Genomic DNA, 14,634 nt, shown 5'->3' on the forward strand with positions numbered 1-14,634 from the left:
CAGAATATCCAATCCGAATGTTCAGTGAAAGAGTTAATTAAAGTATCTTTAGAATTGAAAACAAAAAAGGTCACCTTTTTCAAGGCAACCTTTTCTATATCTATAAGAACAATTACTAAATTATTCTGCCGATTCAGCCTTAGGTTCTTCAGTTGCAAGAACTTCAGCAACAGGAGCAGCCTCTGTAGCGGCTTTTTTCGAACGACGAGTACGAGTAGCTTTCTTTGCAACTTTCTCTTTTGCCATGTTTTCGTTGTAATCAACAAGTTCAATGAAGCACATTTCTGCATTATCACCTAAACGATGACCAGTCTTGATAATACGAGTATAACCACCCGGACGATCTGCAATTTTCACAGAGATTTCCTTGAACAATTCTGTTACAGCAATCTTATCTTGCAAATTGCTAAATACAACACGACGAGAGTTTGTCGTGTCTTCTTTAGACTTTGTGATCAAAGGCTCAACAAATTTCTTCAACGCCTTCGCCTTTGCTACAGTCGTAGTGATTCTTTTGTGCTTGATCAAAGAACAAGCCATGTTAGATAACATAGCACTTCTATGAGAAGCAGTACGACCTAAATGATTAAATTTCTTATTATGTCTCATTTTTTATTCTTTATCTAATTTATATTTAGAAATGTCGGTTCCAAACGACAGATTCAGACTTTCCAGCAAATCATCAAGCTCGGTAAGCGATTTCTTTCCGAAGTTTCTGAATTTCAGCAAATCAGTTTTGTTGAACTGCACTAAATCGCCAAGAGTTTCTACATCAGCAGCCTTCAAGCAATTGAGAGCACGAACTGATAAGTCCATATCAACAAGTTTAGTTTTCAACAATTGACGCATATGCAGAACTTCCTCATCAAATTCTTCGTTACCATCCACATCATTATTCTCAAGAGTAATCTTTTCGTCTGAGAATAACATGAAATGATAAATCAAAATTTTAGCAGCTTCTTTCAGTGCTTCCTTCGGATGAATGGAACCGTCCGTAGCAATCTCAAGTATCAGCTTTTCATAGTCAGTCTTCTGTTCTACACGGAAGTTTTCTACAGCATACTTCACATTACGTATCGGCGTATAAATAGAGTCGATTGGAATTACATTCACATCAGTACAATATTCGCGGTTTTCATCAGCGGGGACATAACCACGACCCTTATTGATTGTAATATCAATCTGCATAGTTGACTTAGAATCTAAATGACAAATAACTAATTCCGGATTTAACACTTCAAATCCAGTCAAATATTTACCTATGTCACCTGCTCTAAATTCACTTGAATTCTCCACCGTGATACTCACTTTCTCACTTTCGAATTCTTCAACTACTTGCTTGAACCTAACTTGCTTCAGATTCAAGATAATGTTGGTAACATCCTCTTTTACTCCAGGAACACTAGAAAATTCATGCTCAACACCATCTATGCGAATAGTGGTAATGGCAAAACCCTCTAATGAAGAAAGGAGGATACGGCGTAATGCATTACCTACAGTAATACCAAAACCGGGTTCCAACGGACGAAATTCGAACTTACCGAATCTAGAATCCGCTTCCAACATTAATACTTTATCAGGTTTTTGAAATGCTAATATCGCCATGAAATTAATTATTATTTAGAATACAATTCAACGATCAAATGCTCTTTAATGTTCTCAGGAATGTCTGCTCTTTCAGGAATATGCAACAATTTGCCAACCTTTGAAGCTTCATCCCATTCCAACCAAGCATATTTGCTGTGATTAAAACCCGCAAGAGAATTAGCAATCACTTCCAAAGATTTGGATCTTTCGCGAACACCGATCAACTGTCCGGGTTTCACTGCATATGAAGGAATGTTCACCACCTGTCCGTCAACAGTAATATGTCTGTGACTTACCAACTGACGAGCCGCTGCGCGAGTAGGCGCAATACCCAAACGGAATACAATGTTATCTAAGCGACCTTCCAACAATTGAAGAAGAATTTCACCGGTAATACCTTTAGCGGCTTCTGCTTTCTCAAACAAGTTACGGAATTGTTTTTCTAATACTCCATAAGTATATTTAGCTTTCTGTTTCTCACGAAGCTGAATACCGTATTCTGAAGTTTTTCTTTTTCTTGAATTTCCATGTTGTCCGGGAGGATAATTCTTCTTTGATAAAACTTTATCAGCTCCAAAGATACCTTCACCGAATTTACGGGCTATTCTTGATTTTGGTCCAGTATATCTAGCCATTTCTTTTAAATATTTAATTGTTTATTCATGAACTTAAATTTGTTGCAGCCGCGATTACAGAGAAGAATTTGATGCAATCCAAAAACAAAATCAAGTATCATTTTCATTAAAGGTAAATTTTAAACTCTACGTCTTTTCGGAGGGCGACAACCATTATGTGGAAGCGGAGTTACGTCAATAATTTCAGTAACTTCAATACCTGCACCGTGGATAGTTCTAATAGCAGACTCACGTCCGTTACCCGGTCCCTTTACGTATGCTTTTACCTTTCTCAGGCCAAGATCATATGCCACTTTCGCGCAATCTTGGGCAGCCATCTGAGCTGCATAAGGAGTATTCTTTTTAGAACCTCTAAATCCCATTTTTCCAGCAGATGACCAAGAAATAATCTGCCCTTCACTATTTGCAAGAGAAACAATAATATTGTTGAAAGATGAATGAACGTGCAACTGTCCATTAGCATCTACCTTTACATTTCTCTTCTTAGCTGCGACTGTTTTTTTTGCCATATCAACAATTATTATTTAGTAGCTTTTTTCTTATTAGCAACGGTTTTCTTTCTACCCTTACGAGTACGTGCATTGTTCTTGGTGCTCTGACCTCTAACGGGTAGTCCAATACGGTGACGTACACCACGATAACAACCAATATCCATTAATCGCTTAATGTTCAATTGTATTTCAGAACGAAGATCACCTTCAACCTTATACTCTGCACCGATGATCTCACGAATCTTTGCAGCCTGATCATCTGTCCAGTCTTTCACCTTCAGATCTTTGTCTACACCAGCTTTATCTAAAATTTTTGCTGAACTACTACGACCTATTCCATATACATAGGTCAACGCAATCTCACCTCTCTTATTCTGAGGTAAATCTACACCAACTATTCTTATAGCCATATTATATTAAATTATTTTTTTTGCAAAAATAATAAATTATCCTTGACGTTGTTTATACTTAGGATTTTTCTTGTTAATAACATACAAACGGCCATTACGTCTAACGATCTTACATTCTGGCGTACGTTTCTTTAATGATGCTCTTACTTTCATATCTAATTTTTATTTATATCTAAATACAATTCTTCCTTTTGATAAATCGTAAGGAGACATTTCAACTCTTACTTTATCCCCCGGCAAGATTTTAATGTAGTGCATTCTCATCTTACCAGAAATATGAGCAGTAATTTCATGCCCGTTTTCTAATTCAACACGAAACATTGCATTAGACAATGCTTCAACTATAACTCCATCTTGTTCTATTGCAGATTGCTTTGCCATACTATATTGCTTTATCTCCTAAAACTTCTTCAATGAATTTAAATGATGAAAGAATATCCGCCTCGCCTGCACCTACTGCAATGGTATGCTCAAAATGTGCAGCACATTTCCGGTCTCTTGTTCTCACAGTCCATCCGTCACGCTCCATTATAACTTGCCGATTACCCAAAGTTATCATAGGTTCTATTGCAATACAAAGTCCCTTTTTCAATAGCGTACCGTATCCTCTTTTACCATAATTAGGAACCTGAGGATCCTCATGCATCTCCTTACCAATGCCATGACCGACAAACTCACGTACTACGCCATAAGAATGGGATTCACAATATTGTTGAATAGCATATCCAATATCACCGATTCTCTTACCTTGTACAGCATTCTGAATACCTATATATAATGCCTCCTTAGTAACTTTCAACAAATTCCGAACTTCCTCGTCCACCTCGCCTACACAAAACGTATACGCTGAATCACCACAAAAACCATTCATATAAGTTCCACAATCCACAGATACAATATCGCCTTCTTTCAAAACAATATTTCCCGGAATACCATGTACGACTTCGTCATTAACAGAAGTACATAAAGAACCAAGAAACGGATCTCCATATTGATTAGGAAATCCTTTGAAAGTCGGAACAGCTCCATTATCTCTAATAAACTCTTCGGCGACTTTATCCAATTCACGAGTGGTTATGCCTGGCTTAATCAATTTAGCAACTTCAGCCAATGTTTTTCCTACAAGCAAATTACTCTGACGGAGCAGCTCAATTTCATCTTCTGTTTTAAGAAATATCATTTCTATTAAAAGAATTAATATGCGGCTACACCAGCACGCCCCTTAATACGACCCGATTTCAACAGACCGTCATAATGTCTCATTAACAAATGACTTTCAACCTGTTGCAGCGTATCAAGAACTACACCTACAAGAATTAACAAAGATGTACCACCGAAGAATTGAGCAAACTCAGCTTTCACACCAATCAAACCGGCAAATGCAGGCATAATGGCAACCAAAGCCAAGAAGAAAGAACCGGGCAATGTAATACGCGACATTATATCGTCAATGTATTCAGCCGTTTTCTTACCAGGCTTGATACCCGGGATGAAACCGTTATTTCTCTTCATATCTTCAGCCATCTGGTTCGGATTAATCGTAATTGCCGTATAGAAGTATGTAAACAATATAATCATTACAGCAAAAACAAAGTTATACCAGAAACTCGTATGATCAGTAAATGCACGTACAAAACCGCTCACATTATTGACATTCGAAAATCCAATTAAAGTGATCGGGATAAACATTATCGCCTGAGCAAAGATGATAGGCATTACACCTGCAGCATTTACCTTCAAAGGGATATACTGTCTTGCACCACCATACTGTTTATTACCAACAATTCTTTTTGCATACTGTACAGGAATCTTTCTCGTTCCTTGCACTAAAAGAATCGCACCGGCAATTACTATCAACAGGAATACCATTTCAAACAAAAACATGATCATTCCTCCTGTCTTATCAGTCATACGGGAAATAAATTCCTGAGCCAAAGACTGCGGAAGACGAGCAATGATACCAATCAAAATGATAAATGAAATACCATTACCAATACCCTTATCTGTGATTCTTTCACCAAGCCACAAGATAAACATACTTCCAGCTGCCAGAATAATGGTAGAAGTAACCATGAACAGAGTCCAATCTAATGAAGCATTTAAGGAAGGTCCAGCCTGCATTTTAAGATTGAGCAAATAAGAAGGGGCCTGAACCAAAAGGATAGCAATCGTCAAATAACGTGTATACTGGTTCATTTTTCTTCTGCCGCTCTCTCCCTCCCGTTGCAGCTTCTGGAAATATGGCACAGCAATTCCCAACAACTGGATAACGATAGATGCAGAGATATAAGGCATAATTCCTAATGCAAAAATAGAGGCATTAGAAAATGCTCCTCCTGAGAACATGTTTAACAAGGCTAAAAGGCCTTCGCTTGTTTGTTGATGCAATTGTGTCAGCATACCCGGATTAATACCAGGCAGCACAACATACGAACCAAAACGGTAAATCGCCACAAACAATATGGTGATGAGGATCCGCTGTCTCAGATCCTCAATCTTCCATATATTCTTTAATGTTTCAATAGCTTTTCTCATTGAATCAGAGTTTTACTACAGTTCCACCTATAGCTTCGATAGCAGCAGTTGCACTCTTTGAAAATGCATGAGCTTCTACATCCAGCTTAGTAGTCAAAGTTCCGTTACCTAATACTTTTACCAACTGGCTTGAAGAAATAAATCCAGCTTCGATAAAGTCATTAACACCTACTTTCTCCAAATTCTTAGCTTCAGCCAATTTCTGAATTGTATCAAGATTAATAGCCTTATATTCTACGCGATTGATATTCTTAAAACCAAATTTAGGTACACGACGTTGAAGAGGCATCTGACCACCTTCAAAACCGATCTTTTTAGAGTATCCAGATCTTGATTTAGCTCCTTTATGACCTCTTGTAGAAGTACCTCCTAAACCAGATCCCGGACCGCGTCCGATTCTTTTTCTTGTTTTAGTAGAGCCTTCTGCAGGTTTTAAATTACTTAAGTTCATATTGTAATTCGTTTTATTTATTCAACAAATAATTACTTAACAATGGTAACCAAGTGTTTAACCTTATCTACCATCCCAAGAATTGAAGGAGTACATTCGTGCTCAACCACACGATTCAGTTTACGAAGTCCCAGTGCATCAAGAGTTCTTTTTTGATCAGCTGGAGCACCAATTCTGCTTTTAACTTGTTTGATCTTTATAGTTGACATATCTCCTCCTTATCCTCTAAATACTTTTTCAACACTAATTCCTCTGTTCTGAGCAACCATTCTTGCATCACGCATTTCGCCTAAAGCCATGATAGTAGCCTTAACCAAGTTGTGCGGATTGGAAGAACCTTTTGATTTGGCCAAAACATCTGTTACACCAACACTCTCCAATACAGCACGCATAGCACCACCAGCTACAACACCGGTTCCGTGGGATGCAGGCTTGATGAATACTTCAGCTCCACCAAATTTTGCTGTTTGTTCGTGAGGAACCGTACCTTTCAAAACCGGAACTTTAACCAGATTTTTCTTAGCAGATTCAACACCCTTTGCGATAGCCGCTGTTACTTCACCTGCTTTACCAAGCCCCCAACCAATGATTCCTTCTTCGTTACCTACAACAACAATTGCAGAGAAACTAAAAGTTCTACCACCTTTGGTTACCTTAGTAACACGATTGATAGCAACCAGTCTATCTTTCAGTTCTATATCGTTAGAAACTTTAACTCTATTATTTACTCCTGCCATAATGATTAAAATTTAAGTCCACCGTTACGAGCAGCATCAGCCACTTCTTTTACTCTCCCATGATACAAGTAACCATTACGGTCGAAAACAACGGTAGTAATACCTGCTTCCTGAGCCTTTTTAGCAATCATTTCCCCAACCTTAACAGCTTGCTCTTTTTTGGGTAACTTCTCAGTCATACCAAGAGATGAAGCAGCTGCCAAAGTCTTACCTGACAAATCGTCGATAATCTGGACATAGATTTGCTTGTTACTTCTAAATACACTCATACGCGGACATGCAGCAGTACCTGACACTTTATTGCGTACTCTATATTTGATCTTAATTCGTCTTTCTATTTTTGTTGTCATGATGATATAAATTTATTTAATCTACTTAGCGCCGGCTGATTTACCAGACTTTCTGCGAATCTCTTCGCCAACAAACTTAATACCTTTTCCCTTATATGGTTCAGGCTTACGGAAAGAACGTATTTTAGAGCAAACTTGACCTAGCAACTGTTTATCGCAAGACTCTAAGATAATAAGAGGATTCTTATTTCTTTCAGATTTTGTCTCTACTTTAACCTCAGAAGGCAACTGTATAAAGATATTGTGTGTGTAACCTAAGGCCAATTCAATGATGTTTCCCTGGTTAGAAGCACGATAACCTACACCGACAAGCTCCAACTCTTTCTTGTAACCTTCAGATACGCCCACAACCATGTTGTGAACCAATGAACGGTACAAACCGTGGAAAGCATGTTTTTGCTTCGGATTATCAAGCATTGCATTTTCGTTTTCACTTAAAGTTACGTGTCCATCTTCAATAGAAACATTGATAGCAGGATTCACATATTGGCTAAGTTCGCCTTTGGGTCCCTTTACGGTAACCACATTATCCTTCAGAGTAACTGTTACTCCCGCAGGAATACTAATGGGTAATTTTCCTATTCTTGACATTGCTTTTTCCTCCTATTAATATACATAACACAATACTTCACCACCGATTTTCAGCTCAGCAGCTTCTTTGTTTGTCATTACACCTTTGGAAGTAGATATAATAGCAATACCCAAACCATTAATAACACGCGGCATATCTTTGTAACCGGTATACTGGCGTAAACCCGGAGAAGATATTCTTACAAGTTTTTTGATTGCGTTAACCTTGTTAACTGAATCGTACTTCAAGGCAACCTTGATCGTTCCCTGAGGACCATCTTCTACAAACTTATAATTAAGGATGTAGCCTTTTTCAAAAAGAATCTTAGTGATTTCTTTTTTCAAATTTGAAGCAGGAACTTCTACTACTCTGTGTTTTGCTTGAATAGCGTTCCGCAACCTCGTCAAATAATCTGCTATTGGATCAGTCATATAATAAATAATTAAATTAATCAGGACTACCCTGACAATATTTAAACAATAAAATTACCAGCTTGCTTTCTTTACACCTGGAATAAGGCCGTTAGATGCCATCTCGCGGAACTGGATTCTTGAAATACCGAATTGACGGATATATCCTTTCGGACGACCAGTCAGCTTGCAACGATTGTGCATGCGGATCGGATTAGAATTCTTAGGCAGTTCCTGCAATTTCTGTGCTGCTTCAAAAGCATCAGCAGGATCACCTGTTCTCACAATTTGCTTCAAAGCAGCTCTTCTTTCGGCATATTTGGCTACTAATTTAGCACGCTTAACTTCGCGTGCTTTCATTGATTCCTTTGCCATAATTTATCAGTCTTTTTTAGCGTTTTTAAACGGTAAACCAAATTCCTTCAACAAGGCATAACCTTCTTCATCTGTCTGCGCAGAGGTTACAAAGGTAATATTCATTCCGAGAATTCTTGTAATACTATCGATATTAATTTCAGGGAAAATTATTTGCTCCTGAATACCAAGGGTATAGTTACCCATTCCATCGAACTTACTTTCAATACCTTTGAAGTCACGGATACGTGGTAGAGCCACGCGAACCAATTTTTCTAGGAATTCGTACATTCTTTCACGACGCAAAGTAACCATTACTCCAATCGGCATCTTCTTACGCAACTTAAAGTTAGCGATATCTTTACGAGAGATAGTTGCTACGGCTTTCTGGCCGGTAATTGCTGTCAACTCGTTAATAGCTACTTCAATGATCTTCTTGTCGGCAACAGCCATACCTAACCCCTGATTGATAACAATCTTCTTAAGTACGGGCACCTGCATTGATGAAGAGTACTGGAACTTTGACTTCAGTGCAGGCGCAATACGCTCTGCATATTCTTTCTTAAGGCTTGCAGTATTACTCATTACTTAATCTCCTCTCCTGATTTTTTAGCGATGCGTACTTTAGTACCATCTTCTTTAACTTTAATAGCAACGCGAGTAGGCTTACCAGTTTTCGGATCCACCAATGCAACGTTAGAGATGTGAATAGGTGCTTCCTGTTTAATGATACCACCCTGCGGATTCTTCGCATTCGGTTTAGTACTCTTTGATATCATGTTAAAGCCTTCCACTATCACCTTCTGTTCTTTTACAAGAACCTTCAAAACCTTCCCGGTTTTCCAAGTGCCATTACTACGATCTTGGCTTTTAGATTCTCCCGCTATGATACATACTGTATCGCCTTTTTTAATATGTAATTTACTCATTACTTAAATCCTTTAAAAAATTAAAGTACCTCAGGCGCAAGTGACACAACTTTCATGTTAGTAGCACGAAGTTCACGAGCTACCGGACCGAAAATACGACTACCTCTAATTTCACCTGCATTGTTTAACAAAACGCAAGCATTATCATCAAAACGTATATAAGAGCCATCGGGACGACGGATTTCTTTCTTAGTACGTACGATCAAAGCTTTAGACACTGCACCTTTTTTAATATCACCCGAGGGAATGACGCTCTTTACAGAAACGACAATAACGTCCCCTACTGAAGCATAGCGACGTCTTGTACCGCCCAAAACGCGGATACAAAGAGCTTCTTTAGCTCCACTGTTGTCACATACTGTAAGTCTGGATTCTACTTGTATCATAATTACTTAGCTCTTTCAATTATTTCTACTAATCTCCATCTCTTAGTCTTGCTCAAAGGACGAGTTTCCATAATGCGTACTGTATCACCTACATTGCATTCATTCTTTTCATCGTGAGCATGGTACTTCTTCGTTTTACTAACGAACTTACCATATATAGGGTGTTTTTCCTTGAATTTGGCAGCAACAGTAACGGTTTTATCCATCTTATTGCTCAATACAACACCTGTTCTTTCTTTTCTTAAATTTCTTGCTTCCATCGAGCTGATCATTTATTGTTAAGTTCTCTTTCGCGCAACTCTGTTTTCATACGCGCAATAGTCCTGCGTAACTGTTTAATTTGCGCAGGGTTTTCCAGAGGAGAAATAGCATGGTTAATAACCGTCTGGTTATAATTCACTACTTCTGCTTCAATTCTTTCTGCTAAGTCAGCAGTAGACATTTCTTTAATTTCTGCAATTTTCATAAACGTTACGCATTTTGATTTTGAATATCATAATCACGTCTCACTACAAACTTCGTAGTGATAGGAAGTTTTTGAGCAGCTAAGCGAAGAGCTTCTTTTGCGATTTCATAAGAAACACCTTCTGCTTCAATAATAATTCTACCCGGAGTAACAGGAGCCACGAATCCTTCGGGAGCACCCTTACCTTTACCCATACGTACATCAGCAGGTTTTCTTGTAATAGGTTTATCCGGGAATATACGAATCCAAATTTGTCCCTGACGTTGCATATATCTTGTTACTGCAATACGAGCAGCTTCAATCTGGCGGCCTGTGATCCATTTCGTTTCCAAAGCCTTAATTCCAAAAGAACCAAAAGCAAGCTGGTTGCCTCTTTGTGCAACACCTTTAGCCCGTCCTTTCTGTTGTCTTCTGAATTTTGTCTTTTTCGGTTGTAACATAGTTTCCTAAAATTCAAATTCGTTTAGCGATTATTTTTCTTTCTTTTGAAGTTCTTTCCGCCGCCGTTGTTTCCACCATTGTTTCCACGACCACTTTCTTTGTTTTGTGTAAAGTTCGGAGCCAATTCTTTCTTACCAAATACTTCACCTCTACAAATCCAAACTTTAATACCGAGAAGACCCACTTTAGTCAAAGCTTCCGCATGACAATAATCGATATCTGCTCTAAAAGTGTGCAACGGAGTTCTTCCTTCTTTATACATTTCAGAACGAGCCATTTCAGCTCCATTCAAACGTCCTGAAATCTGAATTTTGATACCTTCAGCACCCATACGCATAGTATTTGCGATAGCCATCTTAATGGCACGGCGATAGGCAATTTTACCTTCTACCTGACGAGCGATGTTGTTAGCAACAATCACAGCATCCAGTTCCGGTCTTTTTACTTCAAAGATATTGATCTGAATATCTTTGTCGGTAACCTTCTTCAACTCTTCTTTCAACTTATCAACTTCCTGGCCACCTTTACCGATAATAATACCCGGACGAGCTGTACAAACAGTAATAGTAACGAGTTTCAATGTACGTTCGATCACGATTCTTGAAACGCTTGCCTTTGCAAGTCTAGCATTAAGATATTTACGGATCTTGCTATCTTCCAGCAAAGAATCACCGTAATCATTTCCACCATACCAGTTAGAATCCCATCCTCTGATAATTCCTAAACGGTTGCTTATTGGATTAACTTTTTGTCCCATCTACCTTAATTTTGATCTTCGTTATTACTCTTTGAATCAACGAACAATGTTACGTGATTTGAACGTTTGCGGATTCTGTAACCTCTACCCTGCGGAGCCGGTCTCATTCGTTTGAGTGTAGCACCACCATCAACAAAAATCTTAGTTACAAATAATTCGCCGCTTTCAGCTTTACGTTCGTTTTTCTGCTCCCAGTTAGCTATAGCAGAGCGCAGCAATTTCTCCACTCTTGCAGCAGCTTCTTTTGAAGAAAACTTCAAAACGCCAAGTGCTCTGTTCACTTCCATCCCGCGAATCATGTCAGCCACGAGACGCATTTTGCGAGGAGAAGTAGGAACATTTTGCAATTTAGCAAAATACATGGTCTTAAGGGCTTCCTTTCTTTTTTCAGCCGATATTTTTTTTCTTGCTCCCATTATATTTATTACTTTATTATTTCAGATAAATCCTGTTATTTTTTCTTGTTACCAGCGTGTCCTCTGAAAGTACGAGTTGGAGCAAATTCGCCCAACTTGTGACCTACCATATTTTCGGTAACGTATACAGGAATAAATTTATTTCCGTTATGAACTGCAACTGTATGGCCTACGAAATCAGGCGAAATCATTGAAGCTCTGGCCCAAGTCTTAACAACAACTTTCTTGCCCGATTCATTCATAGCAAGAACTTTCTTCTCAAGCTTTACGTTAATATACGGACCTTTTTTTAATGAACGACTCATAGTTTACTCAATTAATCAGATTACTTCTTTCTTCTCTCAATAATATACTTAGACGACTGTTTCTTAGGAGCTCTAGTCTTAAGTCCCTTAGCGTACAATCCCTTACGAGATCTCGGGTGTCCTCCGGAAGCACGTCCTTCACCACCACCCATCGGGTGATCAACCGGGTTCATTACAACACCACGGTTACGAGGACGACGACCCTGCCAACGAGAGCGGCCTGCCTTACCTGAGCTTTCCAATCCATGATCTGAGTTTCCTACACTACCGACAGTAGCTTTACAAGTGCTAAGTATTTGTCTAACCTCACCTGAAGGTAATTTAATAACACAGTATTTACCTTCTCTCGAAGTTAACTGAGCAAAATTACCAGCCGAGCGAACCAGAGCAGCGCCCTGTCCCGGACGTAATTCGATGTTGTGAATTACAGTACCGACCGGAATATTCTGAAGAGGAAGTGCATTACCAATCTCTGGCGCTGCATTTTCACCTGACATCAAAGTCGCACCAACTTGCAATCCATTGGGAGCAATAATATATCTTTTTTCACCATCAGCATAATACAACAAAGCGATACGAGCCGAACGGTTCGGATCATACTCAATTGTCTTAACAACTGCTGGAACACCGTCTTTATTTCTCTTGAAATCGACAATTCTGATCACTTTTCTGTGGCCGCCACCAATGTAGCGCATAGTCATCTTACCTTCGCTATTGCGACCACCAGATGATTTCTTACCATATACAAGCGACTTTTCTGGTACTGATGCAGTAATTTCTTCGAAAGTACCAATAATCTTATGTCTTTGCCCCGGTGTTGTGGGCTTAAATTTACGTACTGCCATTTTTATTAAATATTGCTATAAAAATCAATAGTATCTCCTTCTTTCAGCGTTACAATTGCTTTCTTGTAAGCATTTGTACGACCGTTGATGATACCCGCTTTCGTATAACGGCTCTTATTTTTACCGGCATACTTCACAGTATTCACATCAACAACCGTAACATTATAAAGGGCTTCAACTTCGCTCTTAATTTCCAGTTTATTAGCTTCAGGACGCACAACAAAGCCGAAACGATTCAGCTTATCAGTTATTGCAGTCATTTTTTCTGTCACCAACGGTTTAATAATAATTCCCATTATTTAAGCCTCCTTTTTAAATTAAGATATTGTCAATAGCCTTCAAAGAGTTTTCAGTAAGCACAACAACCCCAGCATTCAATACTCTGTAAGTATTTAATCCTGAGATAGTCTGCACGTTAGCACCCTTTATGTTACGAGCTGACAAATATACGTTTTTATTTGCTTCTGGTAAAATCATAAGCAGCTTTTTATCAGAAACTTTAAGTTTTTTTGTCATTGCAACGAAATCTTTCGTCTTTGGAGCTTCAAAAGCGAAGTCTTCAAGCACAACAATTGCGTTGTTTTGAGCTTTATAAGACAAAGCTGACTTACGAGCCAATGTCTTAACTTTTTTATTCAACTTGAAGTAATAGTCTCTTGGTTGAGGACCAAATACACGACCACCACCAACAAGGACCGGTGAGTTCATATCACCACGACGTGCACCGCCACCACCTTTTTGACGGCCGATCTTACGCGTAGAACCACTGATCTCACTTCTTTCTTTCGATTTATGAGTACCCTGACGCTGATTAGCCAAAAATTGCTTTACATCCAAATAGATAGCGTGGTCGTTGGGCTCAATTCCGAAGATAGATTCGTTTAACGTAACCTTTCTCCCAGTGTCTTCACCTTTAATGTTATATACGTTAACTTCCATTATTTCTCAATTATTACGATTGAACCTTTGCAACCCGGTACAGAACCCTTAATCAAAAGAAGATTGTGCTCCGCGATTACTTTTAATACCTGCAAGTTTTGAACGGTAACTCTGTCACCACCCATTTGTCCACCCATACGCATTCCTTTGAATACTTTTGCAGGGTAAGAACAAGCACCGATAGAACCCGGTTTACGGGCACGATTGTGCTGACCGTGAGTAGTCTGGCCTACACCACCAAAGCCGTGTCTCTTAACAACACCTTGAAAGCCCTTACCTTTAGAAGTTCCGACTACATCAACATAATCAGCGCCTTCGAACAATTCTACGGTAACTGCATCACCAAGGTTTAACTCATTCTCAAATTCTTTGAACTCGGCCAAGTGTCTCTTCGGTGTTACTCCTGCCTTTTTAAAGTGCCCCATCAACGGTTTAGTAGTATGTTTTTCCTTTTTATCCTGGAAACCCAACTGCACAGCCGCATAGCCATCTTTTTCTACGGTCTTAATCTGAGTAACAACACAAGGACCTGCTTCGATAACAGTGCATGGTACATTCTTACCATCAGCACTGAAAACGGATGTCATTCCGATTTTTTTTCCTAATAATCCTGGCATTT

The 14,634-nt window shown here is 38.9% G+C and carries 29 protein-coding genes; all 29 read right to left on the minus strand.

The features are described 5' to 3' along the window. Positions 1-120: 120 nt before the first annotated feature. Positions 121-609: a 50S ribosomal protein L17 gene (gene rplQ / locus RB604_RS01925; protein WP_005929070.1), complete on the minus strand. Its 489-nt coding sequence runs from the start codon at positions 607-609 to the stop codon at positions 121-123. 3 nt (positions 610-612) lie between these two features. Beyond that, positions 613-1,605, minus strand: coding sequence for a DNA-directed RNA polymerase subunit alpha (locus RB604_RS01930; protein ID WP_005929068.1), 993 nt, complete (start codon positions 1,603-1,605; stop codon positions 613-615). 11 nt (positions 1,606-1,616) lie between these two features. After that, on the minus strand, positions 1,617-2,222 hold the full coding sequence (gene rpsD, locus RB604_RS01935; RefSeq protein ID WP_005929066.1) for a 30S ribosomal protein S4: 606 nt from the start codon (positions 2,220-2,222) through the stop codon (positions 1,617-1,619). A gap of 119 nt (positions 2,223-2,341) precedes the next feature. Then, positions 2,342-2,731 carry a 30S ribosomal protein S11 gene (gene rpsK, locus RB604_RS01940; RefSeq protein WP_005656474.1) on the minus strand — a complete coding sequence of 130 codons (390 nt, stop codon included), beginning with the start codon at positions 2,729-2,731 and terminating at the stop codon, positions 2,342-2,344. 11 nt (positions 2,732-2,742) lie between these two features. Further along, complete coding sequence (gene rpsM / locus RB604_RS01945) at positions 2,743-3,123, minus strand: 30S ribosomal protein S13 (protein WP_004296328.1); 381 nt, start codon at positions 3,121-3,123, stop codon at positions 2,743-2,745. A gap of 36 nt (positions 3,124-3,159) precedes the next feature. Then, positions 3,160-3,276: a type B 50S ribosomal protein L36 gene (gene ykgO, locus RB604_RS01950; protein WP_002558051.1), complete on the minus strand. Its 117-nt coding sequence runs from the start codon at positions 3,274-3,276 to the stop codon at positions 3,160-3,162. Positions 3,277-3,285: 9 nt separating this feature from the next. Then, the gene (gene infA, locus RB604_RS01955) at positions 3,286-3,504 is read right to left on the minus strand and encodes a translation initiation factor IF-1 (protein ID WP_002558052.1); all 219 of its coding nucleotides are present in this window, start codon (positions 3,502-3,504) and stop codon (positions 3,286-3,288) included. 1 nt (position 3,505) lies between these two features. Continuing rightward, entirely contained in the window at positions 3,506-4,303 is a 798-nt protein-coding gene (gene map, locus RB604_RS01960; RefSeq protein WP_007480107.1) for a type I methionyl aminopeptidase, read from the minus strand. 14 nt (positions 4,304-4,317) lie between these two features. Next, the gene (secY, locus tag RB604_RS01965; RefSeq protein ID WP_005929061.1) at positions 4,318-5,658 is read right to left on the minus strand and encodes a preprotein translocase subunit SecY; all 1,341 of its coding nucleotides are present in this window, start codon (positions 5,656-5,658) and stop codon (positions 4,318-4,320) included. 4 nt (positions 5,659-5,662) lie between these two features. Beyond that, positions 5,663-6,109: a 50S ribosomal protein L15 gene (gene rplO, locus RB604_RS01970; RefSeq protein ID WP_005929059.1), complete on the minus strand. Its 447-nt coding sequence runs from the start codon at positions 6,107-6,109 to the stop codon at positions 5,663-5,665. Positions 6,110-6,141: 32 nt separating this feature from the next. Continuing rightward, positions 6,142-6,318, minus strand: a complete 177-nt coding sequence (rpmD, locus tag RB604_RS01975; protein WP_005929058.1) for a 50S ribosomal protein L30 — start codon at positions 6,316-6,318, stop codon at positions 6,142-6,144. A 9-nt stretch (positions 6,319-6,327) separates the two neighbouring features. Continuing rightward, on the minus strand, positions 6,328-6,846 hold the full coding sequence (gene rpsE, locus RB604_RS01980; protein ID WP_005929056.1) for a 30S ribosomal protein S5: 519 nt from the start codon (positions 6,844-6,846) through the stop codon (positions 6,328-6,330). A 5-nt stretch (positions 6,847-6,851) separates the two neighbouring features. Beyond that, positions 6,852-7,196 (minus strand): 50S ribosomal protein L18, encoded by a 345-nt coding sequence (gene rplR, locus RB604_RS01985; protein ID WP_007480104.1) that lies wholly within the window; start codon positions 7,194-7,196, stop codon positions 6,852-6,854. A 21-nt stretch (positions 7,197-7,217) separates the two neighbouring features. Then, positions 7,218-7,787 carry a 50S ribosomal protein L6 gene (gene rplF, locus RB604_RS01990; protein ID WP_005929051.1) on the minus strand — a complete coding sequence of 190 codons (570 nt, stop codon included), beginning with the start codon at positions 7,785-7,787 and terminating at the stop codon, positions 7,218-7,220. Between the two features lie 15 nt (positions 7,788-7,802). Continuing rightward, positions 7,803-8,198 carry a 30S ribosomal protein S8 gene (gene rpsH, locus RB604_RS01995; protein WP_005929047.1) on the minus strand — a complete coding sequence of 132 codons (396 nt, stop codon included), beginning with the start codon at positions 8,196-8,198 and terminating at the stop codon, positions 7,803-7,805. A gap of 54 nt (positions 8,199-8,252) precedes the next feature. Then, entirely contained in the window at positions 8,253-8,552 is a 300-nt protein-coding gene (gene rpsN, locus RB604_RS02000; RefSeq protein WP_004296337.1) for a 30S ribosomal protein S14, read from the minus strand. A 6-nt stretch (positions 8,553-8,558) separates the two neighbouring features. Next, positions 8,559-9,116 (minus strand): 50S ribosomal protein L5, encoded by a 558-nt coding sequence (gene rplE, locus RB604_RS02005; protein ID WP_005929044.1) that lies wholly within the window; start codon positions 9,114-9,116, stop codon positions 8,559-8,561. Further along, positions 9,116-9,460 carry a 50S ribosomal protein L24 gene (gene rplX / locus RB604_RS02010; RefSeq protein WP_005929042.1) on the minus strand — a complete coding sequence of 115 codons (345 nt, stop codon included), beginning with the start codon at positions 9,458-9,460 and terminating at the stop codon, positions 9,116-9,118. Before rplX ends, rplE begins: the two co-directional genes overlap by 1 nt. A 20-nt stretch (positions 9,461-9,480) precedes the next feature. Beyond that, a complete protein-coding gene (gene rplN, locus RB604_RS02015; RefSeq protein ID WP_005929039.1) occupies positions 9,481-9,846 on the minus strand; it encodes a 50S ribosomal protein L14 in 366 nt (121 codons plus the stop codon). A gap of 2 nt (positions 9,847-9,848) precedes the next feature. Continuing rightward, a complete protein-coding gene (rpsQ, locus tag RB604_RS02020) occupies positions 9,849-10,118 on the minus strand; it encodes a 30S ribosomal protein S17 (protein ID WP_085930778.1) in 270 nt (89 codons plus the stop codon). After that, positions 10,115-10,312 carry a 50S ribosomal protein L29 gene (rpmC, locus tag RB604_RS02025; protein WP_005929037.1) on the minus strand — a complete coding sequence of 66 codons (198 nt, stop codon included), beginning with the start codon at positions 10,310-10,312 and terminating at the stop codon, positions 10,115-10,117. The genes rpsQ and rpmC overlap by 4 nt, the downstream gene beginning before the upstream one ends. Before the next feature lie 5 nt (positions 10,313-10,317). Further along, entirely contained in the window at positions 10,318-10,752 is a 435-nt protein-coding gene (gene rplP, locus RB604_RS02030; protein ID WP_005929034.1) for a 50S ribosomal protein L16, read from the minus strand. 23 nt (positions 10,753-10,775) lie between these two features. Further along, positions 10,776-11,510, minus strand: coding sequence for a 30S ribosomal protein S3 (gene rpsC, locus RB604_RS02035; RefSeq protein WP_005929031.1), 735 nt, complete (start codon positions 11,508-11,510; stop codon positions 10,776-10,778). Positions 11,511-11,515: 5 nt separating this feature from the next. Continuing rightward, complete coding sequence (rplV, locus tag RB604_RS02040; protein WP_002558069.1) at positions 11,516-11,926, minus strand: 50S ribosomal protein L22; 411 nt, start codon at positions 11,924-11,926, stop codon at positions 11,516-11,518. 35 nt (positions 11,927-11,961) lie between these two features. Continuing rightward, positions 11,962-12,231 (minus strand): 30S ribosomal protein S19, encoded by a 270-nt coding sequence (gene rpsS, locus RB604_RS02045; RefSeq protein WP_002558070.1) that lies wholly within the window; start codon positions 12,229-12,231, stop codon positions 11,962-11,964. Between the two features lie 20 nt (positions 12,232-12,251). Next, positions 12,252-13,076, minus strand: a complete 825-nt coding sequence (rplB, locus tag RB604_RS02050; protein WP_002558071.1) for a 50S ribosomal protein L2 — start codon at positions 13,074-13,076, stop codon at positions 12,252-12,254. 5 nt (positions 13,077-13,081) lie between these two features. Further along, the gene (gene rplW / locus RB604_RS02055; RefSeq protein ID WP_005929027.1) at positions 13,082-13,372 is read right to left on the minus strand and encodes a 50S ribosomal protein L23; all 291 of its coding nucleotides are present in this window, start codon (positions 13,370-13,372) and stop codon (positions 13,082-13,084) included. Positions 13,373-13,388: 16 nt separating this feature from the next. After that, a complete protein-coding gene (gene rplD / locus RB604_RS02060) occupies positions 13,389-14,015 on the minus strand; it encodes a 50S ribosomal protein L4 (protein ID WP_007480090.1) in 627 nt (208 codons plus the stop codon). Beyond that, positions 14,015-14,632: a 50S ribosomal protein L3 gene (gene rplC / locus RB604_RS02065; protein ID WP_005929021.1), complete on the minus strand. Its 618-nt coding sequence runs from the start codon at positions 14,630-14,632 to the stop codon at positions 14,015-14,017. Before rplC ends, rplD begins: the two co-directional genes overlap by 1 nt. Positions 14,633-14,634 lie beyond the last annotated feature (2 nt).

This window comes from Bacteroides salyersiae (genome assembly GCF_031172035.1).
Lineage (GTDB): Bacteria > Bacteroidota > Bacteroidia > Bacteroidales > Bacteroidaceae > Bacteroides > Bacteroides salyersiae.

Coding starts and splice junctions, on each gene's coding strand:
- rplQ (WP_005929070.1), bottom strand. CDS start 609: ATGAGACATAATAAGAAATTTAATCATTTAGGTCGTACTGCTTCTCAT.
- RB604_RS01930 (WP_005929068.1), bottom strand. CDS start 1,605: ATGGCGATATTAGCATTTCAAAAACCTGATAAAGTATTAATGTTGGAA.
- rpsD (WP_005929066.1), bottom strand. CDS start 2,222: ATGGCTAGATATACTGGACCAAAATCAAGAATAGCCCGTAAATTCGGT.
- rpsK (WP_005656474.1), bottom strand. CDS start 2,731: ATGGCAAAAAAAACAGTCGCAGCTAAGAAGAGAAATGTAAAGGTAGAT.
- rpsM (WP_004296328.1), bottom strand. CDS start 3,123: ATGGCTATAAGAATAGTTGGTGTAGATTTACCTCAGAATAAGAGAGGT.
- ykgO (WP_002558051.1), bottom strand. CDS start 3,276: ATGAAAGTAAGAGCATCATTAAAGAAACGTACGCCAGAATGTAAGATC.
- infA (WP_002558052.1), bottom strand. CDS start 3,504: ATGGCAAAGCAATCTGCAATAGAACAAGATGGAGTTATAGTTGAAGCA.
- map (WP_007480107.1), bottom strand. CDS start 4,303: ATGATATTTCTTAAAACAGAAGATGAAATTGAGCTGCTCCGTCAGAGT.
- secY (WP_005929061.1), bottom strand. CDS start 5,658: ATGAGAAAAGCTATTGAAACATTAAAGAATATATGGAAGATTGAGGAT.
- rplO (WP_005929059.1), bottom strand. CDS start 6,109: ATGAACTTAAGTAATTTAAAACCTGCAGAAGGCTCTACTAAAACAAGA.
- rpmD (WP_005929058.1), bottom strand. CDS start 6,318: ATGTCAACTATAAAGATCAAACAAGTTAAAAGCAGAATTGGTGCTCCA.
- rpsE (WP_005929056.1), bottom strand. CDS start 6,846: ATGGCAGGAGTAAATAATAGAGTTAAAGTTTCTAACGATATAGAACTG.
- rplR (WP_007480104.1), bottom strand. CDS start 7,196: ATGACAACAAAAATAGAAAGACGAATTAAGATCAAATATAGAGTACGC.
- rplF (WP_005929051.1), bottom strand. CDS start 7,787: ATGTCAAGAATAGGAAAATTACCCATTAGTATTCCTGCGGGAGTAACA.
- rpsH (WP_005929047.1), bottom strand. CDS start 8,198: ATGACTGATCCAATAGCAGATTATTTGACGAGGTTGCGGAACGCTATT.
- rpsN (WP_004296337.1), bottom strand. CDS start 8,552: ATGGCAAAGGAATCAATGAAAGCACGCGAAGTTAAGCGTGCTAAATTA.
- rplE (WP_005929044.1), bottom strand. CDS start 9,116: ATGAGTAATACTGCAAGCCTTAAGAAAGAATATGCAGAGCGTATTGCG.
- rplX (WP_005929042.1), bottom strand. CDS start 9,460: ATGAGTAAATTACATATTAAAAAAGGCGATACAGTATGTATCATAGCG.
- rplN (WP_005929039.1), bottom strand. CDS start 9,846: ATGATACAAGTAGAATCCAGACTTACAGTATGTGACAACAGTGGAGCT.
- rpsQ (WP_085930778.1), bottom strand. CDS start 10,118: ATGATCAGCTCGATGGAAGCAAGAAATTTAAGAAAAGAAAGAACAGGT.
- rpmC (WP_005929037.1), bottom strand. CDS start 10,312: ATGAAAATTGCAGAAATTAAAGAAATGTCTACTGCTGACTTAGCAGAA.
- rplP (WP_005929034.1), bottom strand. CDS start 10,752: ATGTTACAACCGAAAAAGACAAAATTCAGAAGACAACAGAAAGGACGG.
- rpsC (WP_005929031.1), bottom strand. CDS start 11,510: ATGGGACAAAAAGTTAATCCAATAAGCAACCGTTTAGGAATTATCAGA.
- rplV (WP_002558069.1), bottom strand. CDS start 11,926: ATGGGAGCAAGAAAAAAAATATCGGCTGAAAAAAGAAAGGAAGCCCTT.
- rpsS (WP_002558070.1), bottom strand. CDS start 12,231: ATGAGTCGTTCATTAAAAAAAGGTCCGTATATTAACGTAAAGCTTGAG.
- rplB (WP_002558071.1), bottom strand. CDS start 13,076: ATGGCAGTACGTAAATTTAAGCCCACAACACCGGGGCAAAGACATAAG.
- rplW (WP_005929027.1), bottom strand. CDS start 13,372: ATGGGAATTATTATTAAACCGTTGGTGACAGAAAAAATGACTGCAATA.
- rplD (WP_007480090.1), bottom strand. CDS start 14,015: ATGGAAGTTAACGTATATAACATTAAAGGTGAAGACACTGGGAGAAAG.
- rplC (WP_005929021.1), bottom strand. CDS start 14,632: ATGCCAGGATTATTAGGAAAAAAAATCGGAATGACATCCGTTTTCAGT.